The sequence below is a fragment of the Phaeobacter sp. CAU 1743 genome, from assembly GCF_039839315.1.
Classification (GTDB): Bacteria; Pseudomonadota; Alphaproteobacteria; order Rhodobacterales; family Rhodobacteraceae; genus Phycobacter; species Phycobacter gallaeciensis_A.
Genome location: NZ_JBDOQR010000045.1, coordinates 25,444 through 39,701, shown reverse-complemented (window position 1 = coordinate 39,701; position 14,258 = coordinate 25,444). Strand labels below are relative to the sequence as shown.

Below are 14,258 nucleotides of genomic sequence, written 5' to 3'. Positions count from 1 at the left end.
CTTCGCAAAGATCAAGGAATTCAGAGCCATAGCGACCCGCTACGAAAAGACAACGTCCAGCTACGCCGCCAATTGGCATCTCGCGGCTGCCATCATCGCCTCACGATGAATGTCCACAGACCCTAAACAAAGCAGTTCATTTCATATTTTTACCCATTGTTTCAGGCTTGCGCCCGGATTGCCGGATATTGCGGCTCTTGGCTTGTACCCGAAGGCGCGTTAAGAGAGGCGTCACGTGAGACAATTTTCCGGCACAGACCGGGCATATCGGGGACATTTTCATGAGCGACACCGACAGCTTTATCGAAGAGGTGACCGAAGAGGTGCGCCGGGACCGCCTGTTCCTGATGCTGAAACGCTATGGCTGGATCGGTGGCCTGGCCGTGGTGGTCATCGTGGGCGGTGCCGCCTATCGCGAATATTCCAAGGCGCAGGAACTCGCCGCAGCGCAGGCGCTTGGCGATGGCATGATTGCCGCGCTGGCAGCTGATGAACCCGCAGACCGCGCCGAAGCCCTGGCCCCGGTGGCTGCAGGGGAGGAAACCGGCGCTGCCGTGGCCAAGATGATGCGCGCAGGCGCCCTGGCCGAAGCCGAGGATGCCGAGACCGCCGTTGCGGTCCTCAGTGAAGTCGCCACCGATGGCGAACTGCCGCTGGTTTACCGTCACATCGCCAGCTTCAAGGCGCTGGCCCTGCAGGCAGAGACGCTGAGCCTTGAAGAGCGCCGCCTGCAATACGAGGCCTTGGCACAGCCCGGTGCACCTTTGTCGCTGCTGGCGTCCGAGCAACTTGCACTGCTGGACATCGAAGCCGGTGAGACCGAGGCCGCAATCGCGCGTCTGCAGGCGATTACGGCGGATGCGACTGTCAGCCGGGACTTGCAAGACCGTGCAACTCAAGTGATTGTAGCACTTGGTGGAAAACCGGACGCGGCAGACGCGCCGGAAGGTTAAAAGGCGCCGCGCGGAATGTGCGCGGAGAGGGAAACGAATTGCGGGGCAGGGCAATGACGGCAGCTAAATCCATTTCTCGCGCGCGGGCGCTTTTTTGCGGCAGCGCGATGGCTCTGGTTCTGGCCGCCTGCGCCGAACCCGAGGTGATCCTGCAAGGGCAGCGCGAAGACATCCGTCCCGATGCCAATATCGAGGTGGTCAACCAGTCGCGGCCAATTTCCCTGCCCAGCCAGACCGTCAACGCTTCCTGGGCGCAGACGCACGGGCTTCCGGCGCAGCGCACCGCGCATCCGGCGCTGTCGACGGCGCCGCAATTGCAGTGGGCCGTTTCCATCGGCGAGGGCGACAGCCGCCGCCAGCGCATCACGGCCCGCCCCGTTGTGGCTGATGGGCGTATCTACACGCTGGACAGCGCGGCCCGCGTCAGCGCGGTCTCTCCCTCCGGTCAGCTTCTATGGCAAAGCGATCTGATTCCCGCCCGCGAAGGCGAAGGCCAGGCCACCGGCGGCGGCATGGCCTATGACAAGGGTGTTCTTTACATCTCCTCCGGTTTTGGCGTTCTGACCGCGCTGGAGGCCAGCACCGGCAAACAGATCTGGCGTCAAAAACTGGAAGCCACCGGATCGGGCGAACCGATGGTGCGTGACGGGCTGGTCTATCTGGTGGCCGGGGATGATACCGGCTGGGCCGTCAACACCTCGGACGGCCGCATCGCATGGCAGGTCGAAGGCGTTCCGAGCCCCTCGAACGTGCTGGGCGCCCCGTCGCCAGTGATTGCCGGGGATTACGTCATCTTTGCCTTTGGCTCCGGCGATCTGGTCGCAAGTTTCCGCCGTGGCGGTGTGCGCCGCTGGAACGCCTCGGTGGCGGGGCAGCGCGTCGGCACCACGCTGGCGCGGATCAGCGATGTCACCGGTGCGCCAGTGGTGGTCGGAAACCGTGCCTTCGTGGGGAACCATTCGGGCCGCACCGTGGCGATCGACACCAACAATGGCGATCGCATCTGGACGGCACAGGAAGGGGCCATCGGGCCGGTTTGGCCTGCGGGAGGCAGCCTGTTCCAGATCAGCGACAGCAACCAGCTCCTGCGTCTGGATGCCTCCAGCGGAGAGGTGATCTGGGCTGTGGATCTGCCGGGCTATCTGAAGGACAAGCCTTCTAAACGCGGCGCAGTGGTGGCCCATTATGGTCCGGTGCTGGCAGGTGGTCAGGTGATCATCACCTCCAACGATGGTCAGATTCGCATGTTCGATCCCCGTGACGGCAGCCTGGCGCGCAGCATCGAGGCCCCCGGCGGCGCGACGACCGCGCCGGTTGTTGCGGGCAAGACCCTTTATGTGGTTTCCTCGAAAGGGGAGCTTCTCGCCTTCCGTTAAAGCGTCGATCGGCTCTGGCCGTAAGACAGCAGATGCGCTATGGGGCGCGTCTGAATCGCAAAAAGTTGGGTCCGATGTCTTTTACCCTCGCTATCGTGGGCCGTCCGAATGTGGGCAAGTCCACCCTGTTCAACCGCCTTGTCGGCAAGAAACTGGCCTTGGTCGATGACCAGCCGGGGGTCACCCGTGACCTGCGCGAAGGTGAGGCCCGCCTTGGCGATCTGCGGTTTACCGTCATCGACACCGCCGGCCTTGAGGATGCCACCGACAACTCGCTCGAAGGGCGCATGCGCCGCCTGACCGAACGGGCGGTGGATATGGCGGATGTCTGCTTGTTCATGATTGATGCGCGCACGGGTGTGACCCCGGTGGACGAGATGTTTGCCGATATCCTGCGCAAGAAATCCGCGCATGTCATTCTGGCGGCAAACAAATCCGAAGGCTCTGCGGCCGATGCGGGGGTTTTGGAAGCCTATGGCCTAGGCCTCGGTGAGCCGATCCGACTGTCCGGCGAGCATGGCGAGGGTCTGAATGATCTCTATTCGCAACTGCTGCCGATTTCGGAACGTTTTGAAAAGACCGCGCAGGACAATGCTCCGCTGACGGACGTGTCTGTGGACGAAGATCTGGACGACGAGGATGCCGAGTACGAGGTCCCTCAGCCAACGATGGACAAGCCGCTGCAGGTGGCTGTCGTCGGCCGTCCCAACGCGGGCAAATCGACCCTGATCAACAAGATCCTTGGTGAGGATCGCCTGCTGACCGGCCCCGAGGCGGGGATTACCCGCGATGCGATCTCACTGAAGATCGACTGGGCAGGCACGCCGATGCGGGTCTTTGACACCGCCGGTATGCGCAAAAAAGCCAAGGTTCAGGAAAAGCTGGAAAAACTGTCCGTATCGGACGGGCTGCGCGCGGTGAAATTCGCCGAGGTCGTGGTGGTGCTTCTCGATGCGGACATTCCCTTTGAACAGCAGGACCTGCGGATCGCCGATCTGGCCGAGCGGGAAGGGCGTGCGGTTGTCGTCGCGGTCAACAAATGGGACATTGAGGACAACAAGCAGGAAAAGCTGAAAAACCTGAAAGAGGCCTTTGCCCGGTTGCTGCCGCAGCTGCGCGGTGCGCCGCTCGTCACGGTGTCGGCCAAGACCGGCAAGGGGCTGGACCGGCTGCACGCTGCCATTATGCGCGCCTATGACGTCTGGAACCGCCGAGTGCCCACCGCGGCGCTGAACCGTTGGCTGACTGGCATGCTGGAGCAGCACCCGCCGCCTGCGCCGCAGGGCAAGCGGATCAAGCTGCGCTATATGACCCAAGCCAAGACGCGCCCGCCGGGGTTCGTGGTGATGTGTTCCCATCCGGACAAAATCCCGGCCAGCTATACCCGTTATCTGGTGAATGGACTGCGCGAGGATTTCGACATGCCCGGCACGCCGATCCGGCTTTATATGCGCGGGCAGGCCGACAAGAACCCCTACAAGGGCCGCAAGAAAGCCGCGCCCTCGAAGCTGCGCAAACACCTGGAAGGGCGCCGGGACTGATCCCAGGCGCTGCCCCCCACGGGCTTGCGCACCCTAGGCCAAAGACCAAAATTTTTGCTGGACCGGTTCGCATCTGCGGGCCGGTCCTTTTCACACGTTGAAATCCGTTGCCAAGCCATTAACATTAAATGGCATTGGCAGGGCGTCAGCCGATTTTCTGATCTTCCCAGCCAATGGAGTTTTTAAACGTCAAGCGCCCGGAGATTTTACGCCGGCGTCACAGAGCGTATTTAAGGGAAGTCTCATGGACCTGAGAACTTACACGCGTGAATATACAAAGAAAGATAACCGCCTGGCGGCAATGAGTTATTTCGGCACCTTCGCGGTCTACTTTCTATCCCTCTACTTGGCCATCGCCTATGTCGAGCGGTGGTATATCCTGATTCCTGCAGGGGTGATCTTTGCCTTTGCGGCGGTGCGGCTTTATGTGCTGCAGCATGATACCGGGCACCATTCGCTGTTCGAAACCCGCAGGCAAAACGAAATCGCGGGCCACGTCCTGTCGCCTTTCACCTTTGCGCCGTTCGAGGTGATGAAGCAGAACCACAACCTGCACCATGCCAATATCGGCAATCTGGAACACCGGGAAACCGGCGAAATACACACGATGACCCTGCGCGAATGGAAGGAGGCGGGGTTCTGGGAGCGGCTGACGTATCGGCTTTACCGCAACCCCTTGGTGCTGGTGCCGGTGGGATCGGCCTTTACCTATTTCATTCGCTACCGCTGGCCCAAGAACACCACCAAGTTCGGCATTCTGGGGGTGCTGCTGCATAACATGGTGATCATTGCGCTGATTTCCCTGCTTTATTACGTGGCAGGCCCGACGGGTCTGTGGGTGTGGCTGGCATTCTCGTTCCTTGGCGGCATGATCGGGGTGTTCCTGGTCTATCTGCAGCATAACTTTGAAGACACCTACTGGGATCGTCGCCCGGATCTGAACCCGCAGGAGGCGGCGTTGCAGGGGTCCTCCTGCCTGGACTTCGGCTGGTTCTTCGATTTTGCCGTGGCCAATATTACCCTGCACGACATCCATCACTTCAACGCCCGCATCCCCAGCTATCGCCTGCGCAAGTGCCACTATAATCTGCCGCCTGAATTTGCGCTGCGGCGGATCTCATTCGGTGAAGCTTTGCGCGCTTTGTCCTTGAAACTGTGGGATGAAGAGCAAAAACGCCTGGTGCCCTTTCCGGCCTGAAACGCGCATTGCATACTAAGGGCACGCCAGGTACGGCAGCCCATTCCGGCAGCCCGTGTAGCTGCCGGGAAAAGAAAAGGAAGATTGAAATGACGGCTCTCAAGGATCTCAAAGGGGTTGGTCCCGCGCTGGAAAAGGCGCTGAAGGATCAGGGGATCACGTCGGTCGAGGCGCTGGCAGAGATCAGCGAAAAAGATCTGAGCAAGGTGCCCGGCATTGGGGCCGCGCGCGCCGCGCGCCTGAAGCAGGCCGCCGTTGCACCGCAGGCCGGGGCTGTGCCTGCACAGCCGCGTCCGACCGCGCCAGTGCGCTCCGGGCGCCCTGCCGCAAGGCCGGCGAAGGTGACCCGTGAGGTCCCGCCTGAGGATGCAACCCAGCTGAACGCCGCGCTCGCCGCCGCCGAGGCGGCCCGGCTCGCGGCCGAGGAAAAAGCTGCCAAGGCCAAGATCAAGGCGCGCAAGGCCGCCAAGAAGGCCGAGGCGCTGGCGCTGGAAATGGCCGAAGCGCGCGTGAAGGCCAAGGAAAAGGCCAAACGCGTGAAGGCCAAGGCGCGTAAGGCGATCGAGCGGGAAAAGGCCAAGGCTGAAGCCATCCTGGCCCGCAAGAAGAGCGGCGGAAAAATGGATGCAAGCGATAAGGCCACCAAGGAGAAACCCGGAAAGGAAAAGCCGGGCAAGGCAAAAGCCGAAAAGGCCAAACCAGCCAAGGACAAAACGGCAAAGGCGAAGAAATCCAAGAAGACAAAGGGTTGAAGCAAACGCCTGCGACGCGCCCGTAGCACGACAAAGAAAAACCGGCCCGCATTTTCGGGGCCGGTTTTCTTGTTTTCAGGTCCGGGGAGTTGGGCTCAGGCCAGTACGCCCTGTGCCGTCAGGGTCAGCTTGCCGCCGAGGTAGGGCGCCAGCGCCTCAGGCAGTTTGACCGATCCATCCGCCTGCTGGCCGTTTTCCAGAACCGCGATCAGGCAACGGCCCACCGCCAGGCCCGATCCATTCAGGGTGTGCACGAATTCGGGCTTGCCACCGCCTTCGGGGCGGAAACGCGCGTTCATGCGGCGGGCCTGGAAATCGCCGGTGGTCGAGACCGAGGAAATCTCGCGATAGGCATTCTGGCCGGGCAGCCAGGCTTCGATGTCATAGGTGCGGCGCGCGCCAAAGCCCATGTCGCCGGTGCACAGAATCACGGTGCGATAGGGTACGCCCAGCTTCTCCAGCAACCCCTCGGCGCAACGCAGCATGCGTTTCTGCTCGGCGTCGGAGTCGTCAGGGTGGGTGACCGAAACCATTTCGACCTTTTCGAATTGGTGCTGGCGCAGCATGCCCGAGGTGTCGCGGCCCGCGGAGCCCGCTTCGGAGCGGAAGCACAGGGTATGCGAGGTCATGCGGATCGGCAGCGCGTCGGCATCGAGCACATCCTCGGCCACGGAATAGGTCAGCGGCACCTCGGAGGTCGGCACCAGCCACCAGCCATTGGTGGTCTGATAGCTGTCCTCGCCGAATTTCGGCAGCTTGTCGGTGCCATACATTGCTTCGTCGCGCACCAGAACAGGGGAGTTCACCTCGGTCAGGCCATTCTCATCGACGTGGGTGTCGATCATGAACTGTGCCAGCGCCCGGTGAATGCGTGCTACTGCGCCTTTCAGGAAGACAAAGCGCGAGCCAGAAACCTTGGCGGCGGTCTCAAAGTCCATGGCTGTTGCGACGCTGGTGATCTCAAAATGTTCCTTGGCGGTGAAATCGAATTCCGCGGGCGTGCCCCAGCGGTTGACCTCGACGTTGTCGTCCTCGTCAGCCCCATCCGGCACATCCTCGGCCGGGTTGTTGGGCAGGCGGGCCAGCATGTCGGTCAGCTTGGCGTCGAGCTCCTTGGCTTCGGTCTGCAGCGCGGCAACCTCGGCCTTCTTGCCTGCAACTTCGCTGCGCAGGCGTTCGAACTCTTCCTCGTCGCCCTTGGCTTTGGCTGCGCCGATGGCCTTGGCGGCCTTGTTCTGGGCGGCCTGTGCTTCTTCGGCGGCCTGGATCTTGGCCCGGCGCGCCTCGTCCAGGGCCAGCACCTCAGAGGACACAGCCGCATCCCCACGCCGCGCCAGAGCGGCGTCAAAAGCGGCAGGATTTTCGCGGATCGCGCGGATGTCGTGCATGGGGTGGCTCCTGTATAAGAGACGACGTTGAATCAGTGCCAAACCTATGCCCGAGCCGCAGCCAAAGAGGAAGAGGGCACAACGGGGTTTGTATAAGGGTGTTGCAAGGCGGAATCTGCACATCGTCGCACCGCCTTTGCCTTGCAACTGCCCAGACCAGCGCATAGGTTCGCCTGCAAAATAAGGCAGCCCCGCATGGGCTCTCCAGACAGAAGGAATATCCCCTTGGACGCAAATACGATTGGCCAGTTTCTCCCGCTCATTCTGATCTTTGCGATCATGTACTTCCTGCTGATCCGCCCGCAGCAGAAGAAGATGAAGGAACACCAGAAAATGGTCGAGAACCTGCGCCGCGGCGATCAGGTGGTGACCCAGGGTGGTCTGATCGGCAAGGTTGCCAAGATCAAGGAAGAGAACGAGGTCGAAGTCGAAGTCGCCGAGGGCGTCAAGGTCCGCGTTGTGCGCTCGACCATCGCTCAGGTGCTGTCCAAGACCGAGCCGGCAGCGTAAGCTTCTGATCTTAAATATCTGAAAAGGCAAGGCAATGCTGCAAATCGATCTCTGGAAGAGGGTGCTGATCTGGCTGGTCTGTGTGGCCGGCCTTTTGCTAGCCCTGCCAAATGCGTTCTACACCCGTGTCGAACAGGCCAATGATGCCGTCGCCGCGATCGAGATGAAGGGGGAGACTCCGGAGCGGCTCGAACAGGCGGGGCAATGGCCCGAATGGATGCCTTCTGGGCTGGTCAACCTGGGCCTTGATCTGCGCGGCGGTGCGCATCTGCTGGCCGAGGTCAAGGTCGCCGATGTCTATGCTGCGCGCATGGATGCGCTCTGGCCCGAGGTGCGCGATGCACTGCGCCCCGAGCGGGCCACCATAGGCACCTTCCGACTGCAACCGGCACCGGACGGGCAGATTCGCGTCAAGATCTCCCAGCCTGAGGGCATGGCCCGGGCGCTGGAAGTGGTGCGTGGGCTGGCAAGTCCGGTCACCAGCCTCACCGGCGGCGGGGCAACGGATATTGTCGTTTCTGCCGAGGGTGATGTGATCATCATCGAACTGAGCGAGGCCGAGCGCCTTGCCTCGGATGACCGCACGGTGCGCCAGTCGCTGGAAATCGTGCGCCGCCGGATCGATGAGGTCGGCACCCGTGAGCCCACCATTCAGCGTCAGGGCGCCGACCGGATCCTGATCCAGGTGCCGGGTATCGGCAGTGCCTCTGAGCTAAAAGAGATCATCGGCACCACCGCGCAGCTAACGTTCAACCCAGTTGTGGGACGCGGCAATGACGCCGACGCCCGCGCTGGTGTCGGCAACAAGGTGATCCCGTCGCTGGATGAAGAGGGCGTGTTCTATACCGTCGAAGCCGCGCCGGTGGTGACCGGCGAGGAGCTGGTGGATGCGCAGCCGTCCTTTGACCAGAACGGCCGCCCGGCGGTAACCTTCCGCTTCAATACATCGGGTGCGCGCAAGTTCGGAGACTACACGGCGGAAAACATCGGCTCGCCCTTTGCGATCGTATTGGATGACGAGGTTGTCTCGGCGCCGGTCATTCAGGCGCATATCCCCGGTGGCTCCGGTATCATCACCGGTAACTTCACCATCGAGGAAAGCACCAACCTTGCCATTCTGCTGCGGGCAGGTGCCCTACCGGCCGGGTTGGAGTTCCTCGAAGAACGCACCATCGGCCCGGAACTGGGGCAGGACAGTATCGACGCGGGCAAGATCGCGACCATTGTTGCCTTTGTCGCCGTGCTGGTCTTCATGACGCTGTCCTATGGTCTCTTCGGGATCTTCGCAAATCTGGCGCTGATGCTGAACGTGGCGCTGATCTTTGGCGCACTCAGCCTGATTGGGGGTACGCTGACGCTGCCTGGTATTGCCGGGATTGTGCTGACCGTCGGTATGGCGGTGGATGCCAACGTGCTGGTGTTCGAACGGATCCGCGAAGAGTTGAAAGCGGGCCGGGGTCCGGCGCGCGCCATCGACGAAGGCTACTCCAAGGCGCTGAGCGCCATTCTTGACGCCAATGTCACCACCTTCATCACCGCCGTGATCCTGTTCGCCATGGGATCCGGACCGGTACGCGGATTTGCGATCACGCTGGGCCTTGGCATCATGACCTCGGTGTTCACGGCGATCTTCGTGACCCGGGTGATGATCGTGATGTGGTTTGAACGGCGTCGTCCGAAAACGATTGAGGTATAAGATGCGGCTGAAACTTGTTCCCGAAGGAACCTCTTTCGATTTCTTCAAACGCTGGAAGATCTGGCTGGGCGTCTCGGCGCTGATGATGGTGGTGGGCTTTGCCTCCTTCATGCTTCAGGGGTTGAACTTTGGCATCGACTTCCGCGGCGGTACCACGATCCGCACCGAAAGCACCGAAGCCATCGACGTTGGTGTCTACCGCGATGCTATGTCGCCGCTGGAGCTGGGCGATATTTCGATCACCGAAGTGTTCGACCCCACCTTCGACGAAGACCAGCACGTTGCGATGATCCGCATCCAGTCCCAGGCGGATGGCGAGGCGATTTCGGGCGATGTGATCGAGGCGCTGAACACCGCGTTGGATGCGGTGGCGCCGGGTATCAAGTTCGTTTCGGTCGAATCCGTGGGCCCCAAGGTGTCTGGCGAACTGGTGCAGACAGCCGTCATCGCCGTGGTTCTGGCGATTGGTGCGGTGCTGGTCTACATCTGGCTGCGGTTCGAATGGCAGTTCGCGCTGGGGGCCGTTGCGGCGCTGGTGCACGACGTGGTGCTGACAATCGGCATCTTCTCGGAATTGCAGATCAAGTTCGACCTGGCGATCATCGCGGCGCTGCTGACCATCGTCGGCTATTCGCTGAACGATACCGTGGTTGTCTTCGACCGGGTTCGGGAGAATCTGCGCCGATACAAGAAGAAGTCGCTGGCCGAGGTGCTGAACCTGTCGATCAACGAAACGCTGAGCCGCACCATGATGACCTCGGTTACCACGCTGATCGCTCTGATCTCGCTTTATGTGCTGGGCGGCGATGTGATCCGCGGCTTCGTCTTTGCGATGATCTGGGGCGTCATTGTCGGCACCTATTCGTCGGTCTTCGTGGCCTCGACCATCCTGCTCTGGCTGGGCGTCAAACGCGACTGGTCGAAACCATCGACACCGACCGGCAATCAGTTCGCCAATATCGACGCCTGATCCGGGCGCAGCAAATGACTACCAAAGGCCGCAGGCATCGCTTGCGGCCTTTTGCTTTTGCCCCATCCTGCCCCGTGGTAGGAGAGTGGCAAATCAGTTTCCCGGGAGATGCCTCATGCGCCTGAATGAAGTGACCTATTCCGATGCCGTGCCAGTGGATGGCTATGGCGAGGGGTTCTTTCGCATCGGCGGAGAGGTGCATCACGGCGCCGTTCTGACCGGCACCCGCGGCACGGTGGCCTGGGGGGGCTATGATGATCAGGAGGCGCTTCTGGCGCTGGCGGACGAGGTTGACGTTCTGTTCATCGGCACCGGCGCCGAAGTGGCGCATATCCCGGCAGATCTGCGCCGCGCGCTGGAAGGCGCCGGGATCGGGGTGGAGACGATGAATTCCCCCGCCGCCTGCCGCACCTATAACGTTCTGCTGTCCGAAGGGCGCCGCATCGCCCTGGCCGTATTGCCGGTGTGAACCGGACCGGGCGGAATACGGCTTTTGCGCCGGGCCGCAATGGGATAGTCCGTTATTCATGACATTGAATGTAACCGATCTCAGCATTGCCCGTGGCGGGTTGCCGGTTCTGGAAGGGCTGAGTTTTCAGCTTATGCCCGGCCGTGCCCTGATCCTGCGGGGGCCGAATGGGATCGGCAAGACAACGCTGTTGCGCACCATCGCCGGGCTGCAACCGCCGCTCTCTGGGCAGATCGACGGCACCGAGGATCAGATCGCCTATGCGGCTCATTCAGACGGGTTGAAACCGGCGCTTACAGTGACGGAGAACCTGACATTCTGGGCGCGGGTCTTTGGTTCTGCCTCCATCACGCCTGCGCTTGAAGCCTTTGACCTCACCGCCTTGCAGGACCGGCCCGCCGGGGCGCTGTCTGCCGGGCAGAAACGCCGTCTGGGCCTGTCGCGGATGCTGGTGACAGGGCGCCCGATCTGGGTGATGGACGAGCCGACCGTCAGCCTTGATACCCGCTCGGTCACCATGTTCGCGGATGCGGTGCGGGCGCATCTGGGGCAGGGCGGTTCGGCATTGATCGCCACCCATATCGACCTGGGACTAGCCGAGGCTGAGGTGCTGGATGTCGGCCCCTTCAAGGCGCGCCTGCCTGCGCTTGATGATTTTGACGAGGGCTTTTTATGATCGCTCTTCTGATGCGGGATCTGCGGCTGGCGGTGCGGGCCGGGGGCGGCTTTGGCCTTGGGCTGGCGTTTTTCCTGATCGTGACGGTCATGGTGCCCTTTTCCGTGGGACCGAATTCTGAGCTGTTGACCCGGATCGCGCCAGGCGTGTTGTGGCTGGGGGCGCTGCTGTCGTGCCTGTTGTCGCTGGACCGGCTGCTGGCGCTTGATTGGGAGGATGGCTCACTGGATCTTCTGGCCACCGCGCCGCTGCCGCTGGAATCTGTTGTCACCATTAAGGCGCTGGCACATTGGATCACCACTGGCCTGCCGCTGGTGCTGGCGGCGCCGGTGCTGGGCGTGCTGCTGAACCTGCCCGGGCCGGGGTTCCTTTGGCTGGTGATTTCGCTGTTTCTGGGCACGCCAGCCCTGTCGGTGATTGGCACCTTTGGCGCGGCGCTAACCGTGGGGCTGAAACGCGGTGGGCTTCTGTTGTCGCTTTTGGTGATGCCGCTTTACGTGCCGACGCTGATTTTTGGCGCCGAAGTGGCCCGGCGCGGGGCCGAGGGCATGGCGGTGCAGACGCCGCTATTGATGCTGGCAGGGATTTCCGCAGCGGTGATCGCGCTTCTGCCCTTTGCCAGCGCCGCGGTCTTGCGTATCAATCTGCGCTGACCGGGATGCTGCGGAAGAGCTGCGACGAAAGAGCAGGGAACAGAGACTTGAAACTTTGGGAGCGGGGAACAAGATAGCCACCATGTCGATTTGGGAATACGCCAATCCGAAGAAATTCCTGACCACCACCGAGCGGGTGATGCCCGCGCTGTGGATGATCTCGGGCCTGCTGATGGCCGTGGGGCTGATCTGGGGTTTCTTCTTCACACCGGACGATTATCGTCAGGGCTCCACCGTCAAGATTATCTTCCTGCACGTGCCCTCGGCGCTGATGGCGATCAACGCCTGGTTCATGATGCTTGTCGCCTCGCTGATCTGGCTGGTGCGCCGTCACCACGTCAGCGCCCTTGCGGCCCGTGCCGCCGCGCCGGTAGGCATCGTGATGACGCTGATCGCGCTGGTGACCGGGGCGATCTGGGGGCAGCCGATGTGGGGCACCTGGTGGGCCTGGGATCCACGGCTGACCTCCTTCCTTGTCCTGTTCCTGTTCTACCTTGGCTATATCGCCCTTTGGGAGGCGATTGAGGATCCGGACACGGCAGCGGATCTCACCTCGATCCTGTGTCTTGTCGGCTCGGTCTTTGCGGTGCTCAGCCGCTATGCGGTGAACTTCTGGAACCAGGGTCTGCATCAGGGCGCCTCGCTCAGCCTTGATAAGAAAGAAAACGTCGCGGACGCTTTCTCCAACCCGCTTTATGTCTGCATGCTGGGCTTCGGGGTTTTCTTTCTCGCAATGGTGTTCTACCGCACCGGAACTGAAATTCGCGCCCGCCGTATCCGGGCGCTGATGGCACGGGAAAAACTGGACACATGATGCCTGATCTGGGGAAATATTCGGAGACTGTCTTGTCGTCCTACGCGGCGTCGATTCTGCTGCTGGTTCTTCTGGTGGCCGTCACCCTGTGGCGTGGCCGCCGCGTGCGCGCCGAGATGGAGCGGCTGGAGCAGAACCGGGTGAAGCGCAATGGCTAAGATCTCTCCTTTGATGGCGGTGCCCGTGGTGGTGTTCGCCGGTTTTGTCGGTCTGGCGCTGGTAGGCATGTTCCGCGAGGATCCCGAAAGCCTGCCATCTGCCCGCGAAGGCCAGACAGCACCGCCGGTGGTGCTGGATGATTTTGCAAGCAAGCCGTCGTTTGACGATGCGACCCTGCGCGATGGCACGGTGAAACTGGTCAACTACTGGGCCAGCTGGTGCGCGCCCTGCCGCGCCGAACACCCGACGCTGGAGGCGCTCTCGGCCGAGGGCGTGCCGATCTACGGGGTCAATTACAAGGACCAGCAGGACAACGCCGAGGCCTTCCTCAACGAGCTGGGCGATCCCTATACCGCCATTGGCCGGGACGAAAAGGGCCGCATGGCGATCGACTGGGGCCTTTATGGCGTGCCCGAGACCTATGTGATCGATGGTGAGGGCAAGATTGTGCTGCGCTTTGCAGGGCCGCTGACTAGCTCAGTCGTTGAAAAGACGCTGCGCCCCGCGATGGAAAAGGCGGCTGGTCAGTAGATTTTCGGATCTGTCCCCAAAGGCCGGGTATCGCCGATGCGCGGGGCGGCGAACCCCGTGTTTCTGCTCGGCAGTTTATCTTTGCCACATCCGTAGAAGGTACCCGAGGAGCTGTTCCGTAGCCAAATCGCCGTCGCATGAGGGCGCGTCGGCGATACGCGGCGGCCTGGCGGCCTTGTCCCGCGCCATCGCGCTCTGATTTTAGGCAAACAGGGACAGATCCAGCTCCAGCCCGGTGCCCAGCCAGATGCCATGATCACGGTGATCGGCCAGCTCATCGCCGGTTTCGGGGTGGGCAAAGACAATCAGCCCGTCCCGGTTCAGTGCCAGCCAGGGCAGCAGCTGCGCAAACTGTTCCGGATCGGCGGCTAGCTGACAGGACCACATCGGGTGCGGGCCGACCAGCTTGTCATGGACGCGGCCCATCTTGACGCCAAAGATCTCTGCCGCGCGTTGGCACAGGACCAGCGCCTGCTCCACCGTGTCGGCGTCGAAATAGACATGGGCGTGATAGCCGGTGATGCAGCCAGTCTCCTTCAGACCTATCTTCGTCGTGTCAGTCATGCTCTGAT

At 61.8% G+C, this 14,258-nt stretch carries 16 protein-coding genes and 1 pseudogene; 15 read left to right on the top strand and 2 right to left on the bottom strand.

All coding sequences use genetic code 11. The features are described from left to right. The 6 genes and pseudogenes from AAFO90_RS16615 to AAFO90_RS16590 form a co-directional block, all read left to right on the top strand. Positions 1-109, top strand: a pseudogene (locus AAFO90_RS16615) (IS5/IS1182 family transposase); the annotation flags it as partial. A gap of 172 nt (positions 110-281) precedes the next feature. After that, positions 282-953, top strand: a complete 672-nt coding sequence (locus AAFO90_RS16610) for a hypothetical protein (RefSeq protein ID WP_347510079.1) — start codon at positions 282-284, stop codon at positions 951-953. 53 nt (positions 954-1,006) lie between these two features. Then, positions 1,007-2,329, top strand: coding sequence for a PQQ-binding-like beta-propeller repeat protein (locus AAFO90_RS16605; RefSeq protein ID WP_347510078.1), 1,323 nt, complete (start codon positions 1,007-1,009; stop codon positions 2,327-2,329). 74 nt (positions 2,330-2,403) lie between these two features. Next, a complete protein-coding gene (gene der, locus AAFO90_RS16600; protein ID WP_347510077.1) occupies positions 2,404-3,870 on the top strand; it encodes a ribosome biogenesis GTPase Der in 1,467 nt (488 codons plus the stop codon). A gap of 244 nt (positions 3,871-4,114) precedes the next feature. Then, positions 4,115-5,068, top strand: a complete 954-nt coding sequence (locus AAFO90_RS16595) for a fatty acid desaturase (protein ID WP_274833472.1) — start codon at positions 4,115-4,117, stop codon at positions 5,066-5,068. Between the two features lie 89 nt (positions 5,069-5,157). Next, the gene (locus AAFO90_RS16590; RefSeq protein ID WP_347510076.1) at positions 5,158-5,820 is read left to right on the top strand and encodes a helix-hairpin-helix domain-containing protein; all 663 of its coding nucleotides are present in this window, start codon (positions 5,158-5,160) and stop codon (positions 5,818-5,820) included. A 95-nt stretch (positions 5,821-5,915) separates the two neighbouring features. On the opposite strand, the gene serS is transcribed toward AAFO90_RS16590, so the two are convergent. After that, positions 5,916-7,208, bottom strand: a complete 1,293-nt coding sequence (serS, locus tag AAFO90_RS16585) for a serine--tRNA ligase (protein WP_347510075.1) — start codon at positions 7,206-7,208, stop codon at positions 5,916-5,918. Positions 7,209-7,403: 195 nt separating this feature from the next. On the opposite strand from serS, the gene yajC reads away from it, so the two are divergent. The 9 genes from yajC to AAFO90_RS16540 all read left to right on the top strand — a co-directional run bounded on the left by yajC (position 7,404) and on the right by AAFO90_RS16540 (position 13,686). Further along, positions 7,404-7,718 (top strand): preprotein translocase subunit YajC, encoded by a 315-nt coding sequence (yajC, locus tag AAFO90_RS16580; RefSeq protein ID WP_116560284.1) that lies wholly within the window; start codon positions 7,404-7,406, stop codon positions 7,716-7,718. Positions 7,719-7,752: 34 nt separating this feature from the next. Continuing rightward, positions 7,753-9,414 (top strand): protein translocase subunit SecD, encoded by a 1,662-nt coding sequence (secD, locus tag AAFO90_RS16575; protein ID WP_274829125.1) that lies wholly within the window; start codon positions 7,753-7,755, stop codon positions 9,412-9,414. 1 nt (position 9,415) lies between these two features. Continuing rightward, a complete protein-coding gene (gene secF / locus AAFO90_RS16570; RefSeq protein WP_065270470.1) occupies positions 9,416-10,384 on the top strand; it encodes a protein translocase subunit SecF in 969 nt (322 codons plus the stop codon). 115 nt (positions 10,385-10,499) lie between these two features. Next, positions 10,500-10,853, top strand: a complete 354-nt coding sequence (locus AAFO90_RS16565) for an Mth938-like domain-containing protein (RefSeq protein WP_065270469.1) — start codon at positions 10,500-10,502, stop codon at positions 10,851-10,853. A 58-nt stretch (positions 10,854-10,911) separates the two neighbouring features. After that, complete coding sequence (ccmA, locus tag AAFO90_RS16560) at positions 10,912-11,529, top strand: heme ABC exporter ATP-binding protein CcmA (RefSeq protein ID WP_347510074.1); 618 nt, start codon at positions 10,912-10,914, stop codon at positions 11,527-11,529. Beyond that, positions 11,526-12,182, top strand: coding sequence for a heme exporter protein CcmB (ccmB, locus tag AAFO90_RS16555; RefSeq protein ID WP_274829130.1), 657 nt, complete (start codon positions 11,526-11,528; stop codon positions 12,180-12,182). The genes ccmA and ccmB overlap by 4 nt, the downstream gene beginning before the upstream one ends. Before the next feature lie 82 nt (positions 12,183-12,264). Then, on the top strand, positions 12,265-12,996 hold the full coding sequence (locus AAFO90_RS16550; protein WP_065270466.1) for a heme ABC transporter permease: 732 nt from the start codon (positions 12,265-12,267) through the stop codon (positions 12,994-12,996). Beyond that, entirely contained in the window at positions 12,993-13,154 is a 162-nt protein-coding gene (ccmD, locus tag AAFO90_RS16545; RefSeq protein ID WP_065270465.1) for a heme exporter protein CcmD, read from the top strand. Before AAFO90_RS16550 ends, ccmD begins: the two co-directional genes overlap by 4 nt. After that, positions 13,147-13,686 (top strand): DsbE family thiol:disulfide interchange protein, encoded by a 540-nt coding sequence (locus tag AAFO90_RS16540; RefSeq protein ID WP_347510073.1) that lies wholly within the window; start codon positions 13,147-13,149, stop codon positions 13,684-13,686. Before ccmD ends, AAFO90_RS16540 begins: the two co-directional genes overlap by 8 nt. Positions 13,687-13,887: 201 nt before the next feature. Here AAFO90_RS16540 and AAFO90_RS16535 read toward each other — a convergent pair whose 3' ends face one another. Then, positions 13,888-14,250, bottom strand: coding sequence for a DOPA 4,5-dioxygenase family protein (locus AAFO90_RS16535; protein WP_274833487.1), 363 nt, complete (start codon positions 14,248-14,250; stop codon positions 13,888-13,890). Positions 14,251-14,258: the final 8 nt, after the last annotated feature.

Coding starts and splice junctions, on each gene's coding strand:
- AAFO90_RS16610 (WP_347510079.1), top strand. CDS start 282: ATGAGCGACACCGACAGCTTTATCGAAGAGGTGACCGAAGAGGTGCGC.
- AAFO90_RS16605 (WP_347510078.1), top strand. CDS start 1,007: ATGACGGCAGCTAAATCCATTTCTCGCGCGCGGGCGCTTTTTTGCGGC.
- der (WP_347510077.1), top strand. CDS start 2,404: ATGTCTTTTACCCTCGCTATCGTGGGCCGTCCGAATGTGGGCAAGTCC.
- AAFO90_RS16595 (WP_274833472.1), top strand. CDS start 4,115: ATGGACCTGAGAACTTACACGCGTGAATATACAAAGAAAGATAACCGC.
- AAFO90_RS16590 (WP_347510076.1), top strand. CDS start 5,158: ATGACGGCTCTCAAGGATCTCAAAGGGGTTGGTCCCGCGCTGGAAAAG.
- serS (WP_347510075.1), bottom strand. CDS start 7,208: ATGCACGACATCCGCGCGATCCGCGAAAATCCTGCCGCTTTTGACGCC.
- yajC (WP_116560284.1), top strand. CDS start 7,404: ATGGGCTCTCCAGACAGAAGGAATATCCCCTTGGACGCAAATACGATT.
- secD (WP_274829125.1), top strand. CDS start 7,753: ATGCTGCAAATCGATCTCTGGAAGAGGGTGCTGATCTGGCTGGTCTGT.
- secF (WP_065270470.1), top strand. CDS start 9,416: ATGCGGCTGAAACTTGTTCCCGAAGGAACCTCTTTCGATTTCTTCAAA.
- AAFO90_RS16565 (WP_065270469.1), top strand. CDS start 10,500: ATGCGCCTGAATGAAGTGACCTATTCCGATGCCGTGCCAGTGGATGGC.
- ccmA (WP_347510074.1), top strand. CDS start 10,912: ATGACATTGAATGTAACCGATCTCAGCATTGCCCGTGGCGGGTTGCCG.
- ccmB (WP_274829130.1), top strand. CDS start 11,526: ATGATCGCTCTTCTGATGCGGGATCTGCGGCTGGCGGTGCGGGCCGGG.
- AAFO90_RS16550 (WP_065270466.1), top strand. CDS start 12,265: ATGTCGATTTGGGAATACGCCAATCCGAAGAAATTCCTGACCACCACC.
- ccmD (WP_065270465.1), top strand. CDS start 12,993: ATGATGCCTGATCTGGGGAAATATTCGGAGACTGTCTTGTCGTCCTAC.
- AAFO90_RS16540 (WP_347510073.1), top strand. CDS start 13,147: ATGGCTAAGATCTCTCCTTTGATGGCGGTGCCCGTGGTGGTGTTCGCC.
- AAFO90_RS16535 (WP_274833487.1), bottom strand. CDS start 14,250: ATGACTGACACGACGAAGATAGGTCTGAAGGAGACTGGCTGCATCACC.